Annotated in this window: 14 protein-coding genes; 6 read left to right on the forward strand and 8 right to left on the reverse strand. The window is 65.1% G+C overall.

Features of this window, described 5'->3' with window-relative positions:
* The first annotated feature begins 14 nt into the window (after nt 1-14).
* From cysT to ACTJKQ_RS14775, 4 genes are read left to right on the forward strand one after another with little or no spacing between them, the layout of a single operon-like run.
* Nucleotides 15-884: a sulfate ABC transporter permease subunit CysT gene (cysT, locus tag ACTJKQ_RS14760; RefSeq protein ID WP_440597289.1), complete on the forward strand. Its 870-nt coding sequence runs from the start codon at nt 15-17 to the stop codon at nt 882-884.
* Nucleotides 881-1,783, forward strand: coding sequence for a sulfate ABC transporter permease subunit CysW (cysW, locus tag ACTJKQ_RS14765; protein WP_440597290.1), 903 nt, complete (start codon nt 881-883; stop codon nt 1,781-1,783). Before cysT ends, cysW begins: the two co-directional genes overlap by 4 nt.
* A gap of 12 nt (nt 1,784-1,795) precedes the next feature.
* Nucleotides 1,796-2,920, forward strand: a complete 1,125-nt coding sequence (locus ACTJKQ_RS14770) for a sulfate/molybdate ABC transporter ATP-binding protein (protein WP_056067633.1) — start codon at nt 1,796-1,798, stop codon at nt 2,918-2,920.
* 56 nt (nt 2,921-2,976) lie between these two features.
* Nucleotides 2,977-3,513, forward strand: a complete 537-nt coding sequence (locus ACTJKQ_RS14775; protein ID WP_440597291.1) for a disulfide bond formation protein B — start codon at nt 2,977-2,979, stop codon at nt 3,511-3,513.
* A 133-nt stretch (nt 3,514-3,646) separates the two neighbouring features.
* On the opposite strand, the gene ACTJKQ_RS14780 is transcribed toward ACTJKQ_RS14775, so the two are convergent.
* The 3 genes from ACTJKQ_RS14780 to trhO form a co-directional block, all read right to left on the reverse strand.
* On the reverse strand, nt 3,647-3,865 hold the full coding sequence (locus tag ACTJKQ_RS14780; RefSeq protein ID WP_108497288.1) for a hypothetical protein: 219 nt from the start codon (nt 3,863-3,865) through the stop codon (nt 3,647-3,649).
* A 186-nt stretch (nt 3,866-4,051) separates the two neighbouring features.
* Complete coding sequence (locus ACTJKQ_RS14785; RefSeq protein ID WP_440597292.1) at nt 4,052-4,723, reverse strand: glutathione S-transferase; 672 nt, start codon at nt 4,721-4,723, stop codon at nt 4,052-4,054.
* On the reverse strand, nt 4,720-5,721 hold the full coding sequence (trhO, locus tag ACTJKQ_RS14790) for an oxygen-dependent tRNA uridine(34) hydroxylase TrhO (RefSeq protein ID WP_440597293.1): 1,002 nt from the start codon (nt 5,719-5,721) through the stop codon (nt 4,720-4,722). The genes ACTJKQ_RS14785 and trhO overlap by 4 nt, the downstream gene beginning before the upstream one ends.
* Before the next feature lie 91 nt (nt 5,722-5,812).
* On the opposite strand from trhO, the gene ACTJKQ_RS14795 reads away from it, so the two are divergent.
* On the forward strand, nt 5,813-7,441 hold the full coding sequence (locus ACTJKQ_RS14795; protein WP_440597294.1) for a GAF and HD-GYP domain-containing protein: 1,629 nt from the start codon (nt 5,813-5,815) through the stop codon (nt 7,439-7,441).
* 87 nt (nt 7,442-7,528) lie between these two features.
* Here ACTJKQ_RS14795 and ACTJKQ_RS14800 read toward each other — a convergent pair whose 3' ends face one another.
* Complete coding sequence (locus ACTJKQ_RS14800; protein WP_440597295.1) at nt 7,529-8,419, reverse strand: LysR substrate-binding domain-containing protein; 891 nt, start codon at nt 8,417-8,419, stop codon at nt 7,529-7,531.
* A gap of 113 nt (nt 8,420-8,532) precedes the next feature.
* On the opposite strand from ACTJKQ_RS14800, the gene blaACA reads away from it, so the two are divergent.
* Entirely contained in the window at nt 8,533-9,447 is a 915-nt protein-coding gene (blaACA, locus tag ACTJKQ_RS14805; protein ID WP_440597296.1) for an ACA family class A beta-lactamase, read from the forward strand.
* Here blaACA and argA read toward each other — a convergent pair.
* The 4 genes from argA to ACTJKQ_RS14825 form a co-directional block, all read right to left on the reverse strand.
* Nucleotides 9,444-10,790 carry an amino-acid N-acetyltransferase gene (gene argA, locus ACTJKQ_RS14810; protein WP_440597297.1) on the reverse strand — a complete coding sequence of 449 codons (1,347 nt, stop codon included), beginning with the start codon at nt 10,788-10,790 and terminating at the stop codon, nt 9,444-9,446. The genes blaACA and argA overlap by 4 nt on opposite strands.
* A gap of 86 nt (nt 10,791-10,876) precedes the next feature.
* Nucleotides 10,877-11,374 (reverse strand): hypothetical protein, encoded by a 498-nt coding sequence (locus ACTJKQ_RS14815; RefSeq protein ID WP_440597298.1) that lies wholly within the window; start codon nt 11,372-11,374, stop codon nt 10,877-10,879.
* A gap of 28 nt (nt 11,375-11,402) precedes the next feature.
* Nucleotides 11,403-13,514, reverse strand: coding sequence for an AAA family ATPase (locus ACTJKQ_RS14820; RefSeq protein WP_288851352.1), 2,112 nt, complete (start codon nt 13,512-13,514; stop codon nt 11,403-11,405).
* A 1-nt stretch (nt 13,515) separates the two neighbouring features.
* Nucleotides 13,516-13,761, reverse strand: a complete 246-nt coding sequence (locus tag ACTJKQ_RS14825; protein ID WP_015014345.1) for a hypothetical protein — start codon at nt 13,759-13,761, stop codon at nt 13,516-13,518.
* Between the last annotated feature and the right edge of the window lie 337 nt (nt 13,762-14,098).

Raw genomic sequence — 14,098 nt, forward strand, 5'->3', positions numbered from 1 at the left:
TCACCACTGCATCTATGACCACTGCGACCGCTGTGGCCGCAGCCCCGGCCGGACGGCGCGCGCCCAAGCGCGTGCTGCCTGGCTTTGGGCTGTCACTGGGCTACACCCTTTTCTACTTGAGCATCATCGTGCTGATCCCGCTGTCGGCACTGATCTTCAAGACCTTCACGCTCACCTGGGACCAGTTCTGGGCGGCCATCAGCGCGCCGCGCGTGATGGCGTCGTACCGGCTGACCTTTGGCGCATCGTTTCTCGCGGCGCTGTTCAATCTGGTGTTTGGCCTGCTGATCGCGTGGGTGCTGGTGCGCTACAAGTTCCCGGGCAAGAAGATCGTCGATGCGCTGGTGGACCTGCCGTTTGCGCTGCCCACCGCCGTGGCAGGTATCTCGCTCACGGCACTGCTGGCAGGCAACGGCTGGGTGGGCAGCATTCTGGAGCCCATGGGCATCCAGCTCGCGTTCAAGCCTGCGGGCATTGTGATTGCGCTGATCTTCATCGGCTTGCCATTTGTGGTGCGCACCGTGCAGCCCGTGCTGGAAGACGCCGAAAAGGAGCTGGAAGAAGCCGCCACCTGCCTGGGCGCCACGCGCTTGCAGACCTTCACCAAGGTCATCCTGCCCTCCATCACGCCTGCGCTGCTCACCGGCTTTGCCATGGCGTTTGCGCGGGCGGTGGGGGAATACGGCTCGGTGATCTTCATCGCGGGCAACATGCCCATGGTGTCGGAGATCACGCCGCTCATCATCATCGGCAAGCTGGAGCAGTATGACTACGCAGGCGCCACTGCCGTGGCTGTGGTGATGCTGGTCATCTCCTTCATCCTGCTGCTCATCATCAACGCGCTGCAAGCCTGGCAGCGCCGCCACGCGGGGGCACCAGCATGAGCGGCAACAACTCCCAAACCATTCGCCGCGCCCAGGCGGGCACGACCGAAGCGCCCTGGGTCCGCTACACGCTGATCGCCATCGCCCTCGCTTTCATGCTGCTGTTCCTGGTGCTGCCACTGGCCGCCGTGTTTGCAGAGGCGCTGCGCAAGGGCTTTGGCGCGTACCTGGAAGGCCTGCGCGAGCCCGATGCCTGGTCGGCCATCAAGCTCACGCTGATCACTGCGCTGATCGCTGTACCGCTGAACCTCGTGTTCGGCGTGGCAGCCGCGTGGTGCATTGCCAAATACGAGTTCAAGGGCAAGGCCTTCTTGACCACGCTGGTGGACCTGCCGTTCTCGGTGTCGCCCGTGGTGGCGGGCCTGATCTATGTGCTGATGTTTGGCGCGCAAGGCTGGTTTGGTCCGTGGCTGCAGGCGCATGACATCAAGATCATCTTTGCCGTACCCGGCATTGTGCTGGCCACCGTGTTTGTGACTTTTCCGTTCATCGCGCGAGAACTGATCCCGCTGATGCAGGCGCAGGGCAACGACGAGGAGCAGGCCGCCATCGTGCTGGGCGCGAGCGGCTGGCAGACCTTCTGGTACGTGACCTTGCCCAACATCAAGTGGGGCCTGCTGTACGGCGTGATCTTGTGCAACGCGCGGGCCATGGGCGAGTTTGGTGCCGTGTCGGTGGTGTCGGGCCACATCCGTGGGCAGACCAACACGATCCCGCTGCACGTCGAAATTCTCTACAACGAGTACCAGTCCGTGGCTGCGTTTGCTGCGGCCTCGCTGCTGGCTTTGCTGGCGCTGGTCACCCTGGTCATCAAGACCATTGCCGAACACCGCAACGAACAGGCCCTGAAGGCCGCCGCCGAATTGCCGCCCGAGCGCCCCGCGCCCGCTGGCGTGTGAAGGAAACAGAACATGAGCATCGAAATCCGTAACGTCAGCAAGCAGTTTGGAGACTTCCAGGCCCTGCGCGATGTGAGCCTGGACATTGCCTCGGGCGAACTCATCGCGCTGCTCGGCCCCTCGGGCTGCGGCAAGACCACGCTGCTGCGCATCATCGCGGGCCTGGAGACGGCCGACGTGGGCACCATCCACTTCAGCGGCGAAGACACCACCGACGTGCATGTGCGCGAGCGCAACGTGGGCTTCGTGTTCCAGCACTACGCATTGTTCCGCCACATGACGGTGTTCGAGAACGTGGCCTTTGGCCTGCGCGTGAAGCCCCGCAGCGAGCGCCCGAGCGAGGCGCAGATCAAGAAAAAGGTCATGGACCTGCTCAAGCTGGTGCAGCTGGACTGGCTGGCCGAGCGCTACCCCTCGCAGCTGTCGGGCGGCCAGCGCCAGCGCATTGCGCTGGCTCGCGCGCTGGCGGTGGAGCCCAAGGTGCTGCTGCTCGACGAACCCTTTGGCGCGCTGGACGCCAAGGTGCGCAAGGAGCTGCGTCGCTGGCTGCGCCGCCTGCACGACGAGTTGCATGTGACCAGCATCTTCGTGACCCACGACCAGGAAGAAGCCCTGGAAGTGGCGGACCGCGTGGTGGTGATCAACCAGGGCAAGATCGAGCAAAGCGGCTCCCCCCAGCAGGTGTGGGACCAGCCTGCCAGCCCGTTTGTGTACGGCTTTTTGGGCGACGTGAACCTGTTCCACGGCCGCGCCCATGAAGGCCTGGTGCACCTGGACGGCATGCAGCTTGACTCGCCCGAGCACCAGGCGGCGCAGAACGCCAAGGCCTTTGCCTATGTGCGCCCGCACGACCTGGACGTGGAGCGCTACTCCCCCGGCGCGGGCCTGGACGCCGAAGGCCGTCCCCGTGGCATCGTGGCCCAGCTGAGCCGCGCCATTGTGGTGGGGCCGATTGCGCGGCTGGAACTTATTCCGACCGATGACCACAAACCAGCGGACAATGCGTCCCCAGAATCCCTGATCGAAGCGCAGATTCCTGCGCAGCAGTTCAAGGACATGGGTTTCAAGGAGGGTGAGACGCTGGTGGTGACACCACGCCGCGCCCGCGTTTTTCTGGATCACGCCGCCGGTATCTGAGTTGCTTCTCCTTCGAGGCCTCTCTGGGTAACCTGCGGTTTCGAGGGACAAGAATGATGGTGTTGAACTGGATTGATCAGGCCCCGCGTCGCGTGCTGGCGCTGATCAGCGTGGCCTGTGTGGCCATGCTGGCGTTTGGCATGTACCTGCAGCATGTGGTGGGCCTGGAGCCTTGCCCCATGTGCATCGTGCAGCGCTACGCGCTCATTGGTGTTGCTGTATTCACGGCCCTGGCGAGTGCGCGAGGCAGTCGGGGCTGGTGGATGACCTGGGCGGTGCTGGCCGTGATCACTGCCGGGTTTGGCGCCTTTGTGGCGGCTCGCCAGAGCTGGCTGCAGTGGTACCCGCCGGAGATCGCTACCTGCGGCCGCGACTTCTACGGCATGATCGAAAACTACCCCATCAGCCGCGCCATCCCCATGATCTTCCGGGGCTCGGGCGATTGCACTGCGATCGACTGGACCTTCCTGGGTGGCTCGATTGCCAACTGGTCGTTCATCTGCTTCGTGGGGTTTGGCTTGGTCCTGCTGGCTGTGCTGTTGCGGGCGCTGAAGGGTGGCAACAAGCGAGGCTCTGGTTATTCGATGGCTTGATGCCTGTGAGGCATGGGCTTGCATGAAAAAGGCGCTCCAGGGAGCGCCTTTTTCGTTATGGGAAGGGTTGCCAGCGCCGGTGTTCCTGCTCCGAGCGCAGTCCCACCTGGTCGCATGAAAGCGCACAGGTTGGCTATCCAAGCACCACGTCCCCTGCGTCCAGCGAAGGAGGACGCAAAAGGTCTTCGTTGATGCCCATGGTCTGGCTGGCGCGTTCTACGGCCTGCCACAGTGGCGCAGGCATTTGCAATATCTCTTCCGGCGACGCAGAGCGTGCGATCCATGCACTGATTTGCAGGTGCTGCTCGTGGGTGAGGAGGTCCAGGTTCAACATTTCGTCGATGATTTTCATGCAGGGGCTACAGGGTCGATGGGGTGGCTTGGAGATGGCTCTGCGCGGTAAAGCCCTGAGGAGGCTGTGCTTTGCATGAAGCGAAGAGGGGTTGCTCCGTGACAACCTCTAGCGTCACGGAGCATGGTGTTTTGTAGAAGAGATGGTACCCAAAGCACCGATCTCAAGCGGGCCAGTGCGACAGCTTCAGCCTGGCATACCGGTGCCATGCGGGAACGGTACGCCTTGTGTACCGTCAACCCATGCGGGCAGTTTGGGCATCACCTGGCCAAACAGCGGACTGGCCTGCCATTGCGCCAGCCAGGCCTGCAGGCGGGGCCACGGCTGTGAGGTCCACCAGTCGGCATCAATGCCTGCAAACTGCCGCACAAATGGAGCAATCGCCATGTCGGCCAGGGCCGCGTGGGGGCCGAACAGGTAAGGCTGATGTGGTGAGAGGCGGGCCTCCAGCGCACCCAACCAGGCCACGGCTTGGGCGTGTTCCGCGTCCATGTCAGCGTCCGGGTATCTGCTGGGGTACTTGCACCGGTCCAGCGCCTGCTTGAACGGGCCATCGCATTCGGCTATCAGCGCGAGCATGTCCTCCAGGCTGCCATGGCTGGGGGTGAGCCAGCCTTCAGGGTCGTGGTGTCGCAGCGCCCACAGCATGATGTCCAGGCTCTGCTCCAGCACCTGGCTGCTGGGCAACACCAGCACGGGCACCGTGCCCTTGGGGGATGCTTGTAGCAGACCCTGGGGCTTGTTCCTCAGCACCACCTCGCGCAGTTCGCAAACCTGGCCGCTCACGGCCAGGGCCAGGCGGGCGCGCATGGCATAGGGGCAGCGGCGGAACGAGTACAGGACGGGCAGGGCGGTCATGTTGTGCCATCCATGCCATCGTCCTCCGCGTTCTTGGCCACAGCGCGTGTGGGGCGGCCGGGTTGCTGCGCGCCGATGTGCTCTTGCCCACGCTGCCGGGCCAGCTGCATCTGCCGCTCGCGCTCGGCCAGGGCGCGTTCCTGCTCGGGTGTGCGGGTGCCGTGGCAATACGGACAGCTCACACCGGGCACGTATTGTGACGACTGCAGTTCGGCCTCGCCCAGCGGCATGCGGCAGGATCGGCACAACTGGTGGTGGCCCGGTGCGAGGCCATGGCCTACGGACACACGTTCGTCGAACACAAAGCAGTCACCGTGCCAGCGGCTGGATTCTTCGGGCACGGTTTCCAGGTACTTGAGGATGCCGCCTTCCAGGTGGTACACCTCGTCAAAGCCTTGTGACTTGAGGAACGCGGTGGACTTTTCGCAGCGGATGCCGCCCGTGCAGAACATGGCCACGCGGGGCTTGCCAGCCAATACGCCGCCAGGCTGCGATTGCTGCGCCACCCAGGCCGGAAACTCTGCAAAGGTCTGCGTGTGCGGGTTGATGGCGCGCTCAAACGTGCCAATGCCCACCTCGTAGTCATTGCGCGTGTCCACCACCACCACGCCCGGGTCGTCGATGAGGGCGTTCCAGTCTTCGGGCTTCACATAGGTGCCTGCGTTGCGTGCGGGGTTCAGGCCTGGCACGCCCAGGGTGACGATCTCGCGCTTGAGGCGCACGCGCATGCGGTAGAAGGGCATGCGCTCGGCCAGCGCCTCCTTGTGCTGCAGGGCGGCAAAGCGCGCATCGCTGCGCAGCCAGGCCAACACCGCATGCACGCCCTGTGGTTCGCCTGCAATGGTGCCGTTGACGCCCTCGGGCGCCAGCAACAGCATGCCGCGCACGCCGTTCGCGTCGCACAGGGTCTGCAGGGGCTCGCGCAGGGCGGCAAAGTCTGGCAGGTCCACAAACCGATAAAGCGCGGCAGTGAGATAGCGGGGTGTGACCGAGTCCACGAAAAAGGCGTTTTTGAAACAGGAAGGGGGATGATAGCTGTCACCTTTCGTTACGATGCGGGGTTACCAACGCTGCTTGCAAGGTGGTCGCATGAGCAAGGAATCCACTCTCAATCTGTTCCGTCGGCTGGAGCAGCTCAATGGCATCGGCGCTGCGCTCTCGCGCGAGCGGGACATCGACCGGCTGCTGGAGAACATCCTGGAGGCCGCCAAGACCATCACCGGAGCCGACGGCGGCACGCTCTACAGCGTGACGGAAGACCAGTCGGCGCTCAAGTTCGAGATATTGCGCACCGACTCGCTGGGCATCAACCTGGGGGGCACCACGGGCAAACCCATCGACCTGCCGCTGCTGCCCCTGCGCACGGCCGACGGCGGGCCCAATGATTCGCTGGTGGCGGCCCACGCGGCCATCCACGACCGCACGGTGAACATTGCCGACGCCTACAGCGCGGCAGGGTTTGATTTTTCTGGCACGCGCGCGTTTGACCAGCGCACGGGCTACCGGTCGCAGTCGTTCCTCACGGTGCCGATGAAGAACCACGACCTCGAACTCATCGGTGTGCTGCAGCTCATCAATGCGCGCGACCCGGACACGGGCGAGGTCATCACCTTCTCGCAGGCCGACCAGAGCCTCGCCGAGTCGCTGGCCTCGCAGGCGGCCATTGCGCTCACCAACCGGCTGCTCATCACCCAGCTTGAACGCCTGTTCGAGTCGTTTGTGAACCTGATCAACCTGGCCATCGACGAAAAGTCCCCCTACACCGGCGGCCACTGCCAGCGCGTGCCCGCCCTCACGATGATGCTGGCCGAGGCTGTGGATGCCACCCGCGAGGGGCCGCTGGCCGCGTTCAAGATGAGCGACCGCGACCGCTACGAGCTCAAGATGGCGGGCCTGCTGCACGACTGCGGCAAGATCACCACGCCTGTGCACGTGGTGGACAAGGCCACCAAGCTGCAGACCATCTACGACCGCATCGGCCTGGTGGACACGCGGTTTGAAGTGCTCAAGCGCGATGCCGAACTGGCCGCGCTGCGCCGCCAGCTGGCGCTGCGTCCGGTGGTGGATGCACGGGCTGAAGGCCAGGAGCTGCAGGCCCTGCAGCACGAGATCCATGCGCTGGAGGAAGACCGCGAGTTTCTGCGCCGCAGCAACACCGGCACCGAGGCCATGCGCCCCGAAGACCAGCAGCGTGTGCGCGATATTGCCGCCATGCGCCACTGGCGCAACCCGCAGGGTGTGCAAACGAGCTTTTTGACGGGGGAGGAGGTGGAGAACCTCACCATCCGCTCCGGCACGCTGAACCAGGCCGAGCGCGACACCATCAACTACCACATCGTCGCCACTATCAAGATGCTGGAGACGCTGCCCTGGCCGCGCCACCTCCAGAACGTGCCCGAGTACGCTGGGGGCCACCACGAACGCATGGACGGCAAGGGCTATCCGCGTGGCCTCACGCGCCAGCAGATGTCGCTGCAGGCACGCATGATGGGCATTGCCGACATCTTTGAGGCGCTGACGGCCGCAGACAGGCCCTACAAGAGTGGCATGACCCTGTCGCAGGCGCTGGCCATCATGTGCAGGATGCGAGACAACGGGCACATCGACCCCGACCTGTTCGAGGTGTTTGTGCGCGAAGGGGTGTACCTGCGCTATGGCCAGCAGTTTCTGGATGCGGGGCAGGTGGACGGGGTGGATGCGGCGGCGATGGGGTTTTGACACCGCTGCACCCCGTGCATCACGGCGTACGTTTGCTATGTAATTGATAGCTTCTGGCACATGATCCACTAGCGCTGCCGGCCAAAATCATCCCAATTCTTCAGTCCCGGCACCCACTGTGATGCTGGCCTGTGACATCAGCCAGTCCCGGAACGCTGCCATGGCCCCCGTGGTGGTGCGCGATTGCAAGCGGGTCAGCCAGTAGGCGCCCCGGTGCAGCTCTTGTGCAAAGGGCTGCGCCAGGCGGCCCTGCTGCAGTTCGCGCGCGAACATCTTCACTGGCAACAGTGCCATGCCCGCGCCCTGCGCCGCCGCCTCGGCCAGCGTCAGTGACGAGTCGAACACCGCGCCACGCACCACGGGGCAGGGCGCACCCGCAGCCTCGAACCAGGCCGTCCATTCGTCGGTGCGGTAGCTGCGCAGCAAGGGCTGGCGCGCCAGGTCGGCCATCGTGCGCAGGCCACGGGCCAAGGCGGGCGAGCACATCACGGACATGGGCGCATCCATGATGCGGTCGGCCTGCGTGCCGTGCCAGGCACCGTCGCCAAAGCGGATGGCGTAGTCCAGCCCTTCGCCCGCCATGTCCACCCGGTTGTTGTGCGTGAGCAGGCGCAGGTCCACAAAGGGGCAGGTCTGCTGAAAGTCGCGCAGCCGAGGCAGTAGCCAGCCCACTGCAAACGTGCCCACGGCGCCCACGGTCAGCACCTCGCGCGGCCGGGTGTCGCCCAGCTTCTCCAGGGCGCGCTGCAAGTTGCCAAACGATTCCACCACCACCGGCAGCAGGGCCTGGCCTTCGTCCGTCAGCGCCAGTCCGCGTGGCAGGCGGCGGAACAGCGGCTTGCCCAGCCGGTCCTCCAGCTTGCGGATGTGCTGGCTCACGGCGGTCTGGGTCACGTGCAGCTCCTGGGCGGCGCGCGTGATGTTCAGGTGGCGGGCCGAGGCCTCGAAGGCCCGCAGGGCATTGAGTGGCAGGTGCATGGCGCCAAAAGGTCAAAGTTTTTCTTGGGGCTTTTGGCAATTATTGTCGATGGTGCGGGGGGCTGAACCCTCGTATCGTTCGGGCCTTGTTCCCCACTACGCTTTCAATCGATATGCAAAGAAGACAGTTTTCCTTGGGTTTGATGGCCGCCACGGCCATGCCGTTATGGGGTTGTGCAGCTGCCAGCAACTCAGACCGCCGCGAGCAGACCGCCAGCGCATGGAACGATGCCCTCGCCAGCATCGAACGCGCCGCCCAGGGCCGCCTGGGGGTGGCCATGCTGGACACCGGGTCGGGCCTGGCGCTGGGCTGGCGGCAGGACGAGCGTTTTGCCATGGCCAGCACCTTCAAGCTGGTGCTCGCCGGCTGGATGCTGGCCCTGGTGGACCAGGGCAAAGAGCGGCTGGATGCGCGTGTGCACTACGCAGCGGCCGACGTGGTGGCGTACTCGCCCGTCAGCGGCCCGCGCGCGGGCGATGGTGGCGGCCTGACGGTGGGCGAGTTGTGCTTTGCCACCGTGAGCCTGAGCGACAACACCGCCGCCAATGTGTTGCTGGCCCGCCATGGCGGGCCGGCCGGGTTCACCGCATTCGTGCGTTCGCTGGGTGACGAGGTCACGCGGCTGGACCGCACCGAGCCCACGCTGAATGAGGCTGCCGTGGGCGACCCGCGTGACACCACCACGCCGCTGGCCATGCTGCAGACCATGCAAAAACTGGTGCTGGGTAACGCGCTCAGCCCCATGTCCCGGGCCTGGCTGCAGCGCTGGCTGGTGGAGACCAGCACGGGCGATAAGCGCCTGCGCGCCGGTGTGCCGGGCTGGAAGGTAGGCGACAAGACGGGCACGGCGGGCGACAGCGGCACGGCCAACGACATTGGCGTGTTGTGGCCGCAGGACGGCGGCGCGCCGGTGCTGGTGACCTGCTACCTCACGCGCTCTAAGGCGTCGCCGGAGCAGCGGGACGCGGCGATTGCGCAGGTGGCGCGCGCCGTGGCGGCCGCGCGCGAGACTTTCACCCGCTCTTAGAGCTTCTTGACCAGCACCTGGCTCTTGCGGTCCCAGTTGTACTTGCGCTTGCGGGCGTCGGGCAGCCAGTCCGGGTCCACGGGGGAGAAGCCGCGCTTGATGAACCAGTGCATGGTGCGGGTGGTCAGCACAAAGATGCTGTCCAGCCCCAGCAGGCGCGCGCGCTGCTCGATGCGCTTGAGCAGCTTTTCGCCGTCGCCCGTTCCCTGGCTTTGCGGCGATACCGTCACCGCGGCCATCTCGGCCGTTTTGGCTTCGGGGTAGGGGTAGAGCGCCGCGCAGCCAAAAATCACGCCGTCGTGTTCGATGATGGTGTAGGTGGCGATGTCGCGCTCGATCTCGGTGCGGTCGCGCTTGACCAGCGTGCCGTCCTTCTCGAAGGGCTCGATCAGCTGCAGGATGCCGCCCACGTCGTCAATCGTGGCCTCGCGCAGCTCTTCGAGCTTTTCGTCGATGACCATGCTGCCGATGCCGTCGTGCACATAGACCTCCAGCAGCAGCGAGCCGTCCACCGCAAACGGCAGGATGTGGCTGCGCTCCACGCCGGCCTTGCAGGCCTTCACACAGTGCTGAAGGTAAAAGCCCGTGTCGGTGGGCTGCTGCGCCGGGGGCAACTGGGCCAGCAGCGCCTGCGCGGCGGCCAGCGGCAGCTCGGTGTCTATGGGGTTGTCGTCGCTCTCGGGCTCGGTGGGCGACATGCGGATGCCCTGCACCTCGGTCAAAAAGATGAGCTTGTCGGCCCGCAGCTCAATGGCCACGCTCGTGGCCACTTCTTCCATGCTCAGGTTGAAGGCCTCGCCCGTGGGCGAGAAGCCAAACGGCGACAGCAGCACCAGCGCGCCCATGTCCAGCGTGCGCTGGATGCCGGCCACGTCCACCTTGCGCACCAGGCCCGAGTGCTGAAAATCCACCCCATCCACAATGCCCACGGGCCGCGCCGTGAGAAAGTTGCCCGAGATCACGCGCACCGTGGCGCCCGCCATCGGCGTGTTGGGCAGGCCTTGACTGAACGCGGCCTCGATCTCGTAGCGCAGCTGCCCGGCGGCCTCCTGCGCGCAGTCGAGTGCCACGGAGTCAGTGATGCGGATGCCATGGGAGTACTTGGCCGCATGCCCCTTGGCTGCCAGCTGCTCATTCACTTGCGGGCGAAAGCCGTGCACCAGCACGATCTTCACGCCCATGGCCTGGATCAGTGCCAGGTCTTGCGCAATGCTGTGCAGCTTGCCGGCCGCAATCGCCTCACCCGTCAGCCCGATCACAAACGTCTGGTTGCGGAACTTGTGGATGTAGGGCGCCACCGAGCGGAACCAGGGGACGAAGGTGAAATTGAAGACGGCGGACATGGAGAAAGGTGTTTGGGGCAGTGGTGGTAATGCGCGAGGAGCGAATGATAAGTGTCCTTAGGGACCGGGTGCTGGGATTTGCACGCTCAGCCAGGGTGACCCTCGACCAGCGCCGCGATGCGGCTTCGCCAGCGTTCGGCATCTTCCCGCCGGTCAAACCCGCCCAGGTGCATGGAGCGCTCGCCATGCACTGTCAGGCGCAGCACATGGTAGGGGCCGTCTTCTGAGGTGCGTTCCACCACCTCTGGTGGTGCAAAGCGATCAAACGCAATGTGCACAGTGCGGCCCACCAGCGGCCAGCGCGAGGTGCGCCGCACTTGGCGCCTGGCTGAGTCGAAATGTAGCGTCAGCACCCGCCCCAGAGCAATCGCCAAAAACAGCGCACCCATGGCGCAGGCCGCCACCACACACGCGGCGGCCAACAGCAGGTGCAGCCACGGGGTCCGGGCCGTGGCGTGCATCACAAAGGGAACAGGAATCAGGAACATGCCCAGCGCAATGGCGCCCACAAAGAGGCGCATCGGCACCGAGATGTGCTCGGCGTAGTGCAGCCCGTCACCGGACTCGGAAAACCCGCTGGCCATGTCGATCCTTGGTCCTTCGTGCTGGGTGTTACGCCAGCTGGGGTGCAGCGGACGCCGCCCCGCGCGCGCGAAACGCGCTGAGTTTGGCACCAAAGGGCTCCAGCACCAGGCCTTCCTCGGGCAGGGTGCCTGCAGCGTCCGAGGGGGCCTCCAGTGCAATGCCGCAGCCTTGCAGCAGCGCCACCATCTCCGCAGGGGCGATGGTGCCGTGTTCCAGCAGGGCGTCCACCGTGCGCCCCAGTGCCTCGTGGTGCGTGGTCAGCAGTGCCTGGGCGTGCTGGTATTGCTGCAGCATCAACGCCTCGATGGCCTCGTTGCTCGGGCCGATGTCGGTGTTGACATGGTTGTCCATCTCCACGGTGACATCGGTGCGGGCCAGCCGAGCGCCAAAGCCATGGTGGCGGATGTAGCGCGCTGCCTCGGCCGTCACCTGCTTGAAGTCCTGCTCGGCCCCGGTGGTGCAGGCCATTTCGCCAAACACCAGCTCCTCTGCCACGCGGCCTGCCAGGCCTACGCACATCATGTCGAGCGCGTTCTGGCGCGTGGTGGCCTTGAGGCTGGAGAAGCTGTTGTAGCCGCCCTCGAACGAGGCGATGTTGATCTTCACCTCTTGCGGAGCATGGCCGAACAACACGCAGTACGCCAGCCCGTGGCCCGCCTCATGCACTGCCAGCAGGGCCCGAAAGTCTGCATTGGCACGTTGCTTGAGCCGGTTCAGCTCCAGCGTCACCGCAAACGCGGCCTGCACTGCGCCCTCCGGCCCCTGGCCCGACACCAGCAGGTGGCGCTTGTCGGGCGCCAGGTGAATGGCGAACTCCTGGTCCGTTGAGAGCTGCTCCTGCACCACCCACAACGCCGCGTTGACCAGGTTGGCGCTCAGGATCGCATGCACCGACGAGAACAGTGGCCGCGTGCCCTGCGCAGGAAACACCGCGTTGGCATACAGCTCGCTCAGCACATCCTGCCCGATGGCAAACCGCACGCCACACTGCGCGGCAATATCGTCCACATAGCGTGTGCACAGGTTATGGATGAGGCGCTCATACGTCGCCTTGCTGAACGACGGGTAGACCACATGTTCATTGCCCAGCCGTGCGATCTGCTCAGGCTTGAAGCGCTCGCCCAGCGCCTTCTTCACATCGATGAGCGAGAGCTTGCGCGTCAGGCGGTGAAAGATGTCGGCATCGGTGTCGCAGTCTTCCACGCGTTGTGCGGTCTCGTGGTACATCTCGTCGAGGTTGCCGCATACAAACACCAGCAGCTTGCTGTAGTCGGTCTCCCACGCATGGCTGGACTGCTGAAAGCTGGCAAACAGCGCCTGCACCTTGGCGGGCGGCCACTGCATGATGGCGGACAGCGGCTCCTGCAGCTTCAGCATGCGCTTGAGTTCTTGCGCATCCCAGGCGTCCAGCTGAAAGCGGTAGGGTTTCTTGCCTGCGCGGTCGTCATCGCCATCTTCGGCGCGCTCAGCCTCGTAGTGTGCATCGGCCAGCTTGCGCTCGATGTTGGACAGCGCGCTCAACGCGGGTGGCAGGCGCCCGTCGGACAGCAGCGTCCACACGTCCTGGTAGCGCTCCACCTTCACGTCGGCGCCCTTGGTGTCCACCGTGCGAAAGCGCTGGAACTCGTCCAGCACCAGGATGCCCGGCATGCCCTCGTGGATGCCCGAGTCGCCCAGCATGCCCGAGATGGACGAGCTGCGGTAGCTCGCGCCGTGGCTGAAGCCGTCCATCTGCACTTCCACAAACCGGTCGTAAAAGCCCAGCAGCTGGGCCAGCCGCCGCGTGAGCTGCGTCTTGCCCGTGCCGGTCAGGCCCCACAGGCAGACGATGACCGGCCGGGTGATGAGCTGCGGCAGCACGTACCAGGCGCGGATGGCATTGATCACGCGGTCGATCACATCGTCGATGCCGAACAGCTCGGCTTTCAGTTGCAACGCCGCGTGGGCCAAAGCCTGCTGGCGCTGGGCCAGCTCTGCGCTGCTGGCAACTGGCGTGATGGGCGCGGCTGTCTGGGCACGCACAGGGTGCGCTGAGTGCACCGGGGATGGATGCGCTGCCAGCGTTGGCGCACCGGCCAGCGCCGGATGCGGAGTGGGATGCCGCTGGTGTGGCGGCAGTGGGTTGTTGAAGGGATTCATGTCAATCGTTCAAAAAGGGGTTCTGGATCGCCTTGCGCAGGGCGACGTTGTCCGCACGGCGCTGGGCCCCACGGGTTCGGATGTGCTTGCCTGCCGCGCTGGACAGGCTGCGTTGGGCCAGCGCTGCGGCCACAGGGTTTCGGGGCGGGCCCGAGGCTTCGAGCTTCAGCACCAGGGGCTGCTTCATGCGACGCAGCTTCTTGATTTCACCCTGGGCGAAGGCCCGAGACAGTTTTTTGGCACTCATGGTGTGCACGTACTCCACAAACAAAAAACCCCGGCGATGGAGCCAGGGCTTGCGGAGCGCGTGAAAGAGTGCGCGGGTGCATTTGCCATGGCTGAACTGTGTGTGCACAGTCCAGCCCGGGCGGTGGACTGTGGTCAGACGGGTGCGGCGTAAAGGGCAGACATGTCGGGGACCTCCAGGGGTCGTTCGGGCCGTGCGCCGAGGGTGGCGCTGAACAGGGGCTTGCGAAGACTGGGCGCGATTTTGGCGGCGCTGGCGGGCTTTGGCAACGAAAAGCGCTGAAAACGCGGCGAAATGTCGTACCAAAAGCACAGATGCAGCGCAGGGGGCAGGGTGC

The sequence above is a fragment of the Acidovorax sp. 22279 genome, from assembly GCF_052045435.1.
Lineage (GTDB): Bacteria > Pseudomonadota > Gammaproteobacteria > Burkholderiales > Burkholderiaceae_C > Acidovorax > Acidovorax delafieldii.

Bases quoted from the DNA above. Each gene is read 5' to 3' on its own strand.
- cysT (WP_440597289.1), top strand. From the start codon at position 15: ATGACCACTGCGACCGCTGTGGCCGCAGCCCCGGCCGGACGGCGCGCG.
- cysW (WP_440597290.1), top strand. From the start codon at position 881: ATGAGCGGCAACAACTCCCAAACCATTCGCCGCGCCCAGGCGGGCACG.
- ACTJKQ_RS14770 (WP_056067633.1), top strand. From the start codon at position 1,796: ATGAGCATCGAAATCCGTAACGTCAGCAAGCAGTTTGGAGACTTCCAG.
- ACTJKQ_RS14775 (WP_440597291.1), top strand. From the start codon at position 2,977: ATGGTGTTGAACTGGATTGATCAGGCCCCGCGTCGCGTGCTGGCGCTG.
- ACTJKQ_RS14780 (WP_108497288.1), bottom strand. From the start codon at position 3,865: ATGAAAATCATCGACGAAATGTTGAACCTGGACCTCCTCACCCACGAG.
- ACTJKQ_RS14785 (WP_440597292.1), bottom strand. From the start codon at position 4,723: ATGACCGCCCTGCCCGTCCTGTACTCGTTCCGCCGCTGCCCCTATGCC.
- ACTJKQ_RS14795 (WP_440597294.1), top strand. From the start codon at position 5,813: ATGAGCAAGGAATCCACTCTCAATCTGTTCCGTCGGCTGGAGCAGCTC.
- ACTJKQ_RS14800 (WP_440597295.1), bottom strand. From the start codon at position 8,419: ATGCACCTGCCACTCAATGCCCTGCGGGCCTTCGAGGCCTCGGCCCGC.
- blaACA (WP_440597296.1), top strand. From the start codon at position 8,533: ATGCAAAGAAGACAGTTTTCCTTGGGTTTGATGGCCGCCACGGCCATG.
- argA (WP_440597297.1), bottom strand. From the start codon at position 10,790: ATGTCCGCCGTCTTCAATTTCACCTTCGTCCCCTGGTTCCGCTCGGTG.
- ACTJKQ_RS14815 (WP_440597298.1), bottom strand. From the start codon at position 11,374: ATGGCCAGCGGGTTTTCCGAGTCCGGTGACGGGCTGCACTACGCCGAG.
- ACTJKQ_RS14820 (WP_288851352.1), bottom strand. From the start codon at position 13,514: ATGAATCCCTTCAACAACCCACTGCCGCCACACCAGCGGCATCCCACT.
- ACTJKQ_RS14825 (WP_015014345.1), bottom strand. From the start codon at position 13,761: ATGAGTGCCAAAAAACTGTCTCGGGCCTTCGCCCAGGGTGAAATCAAG.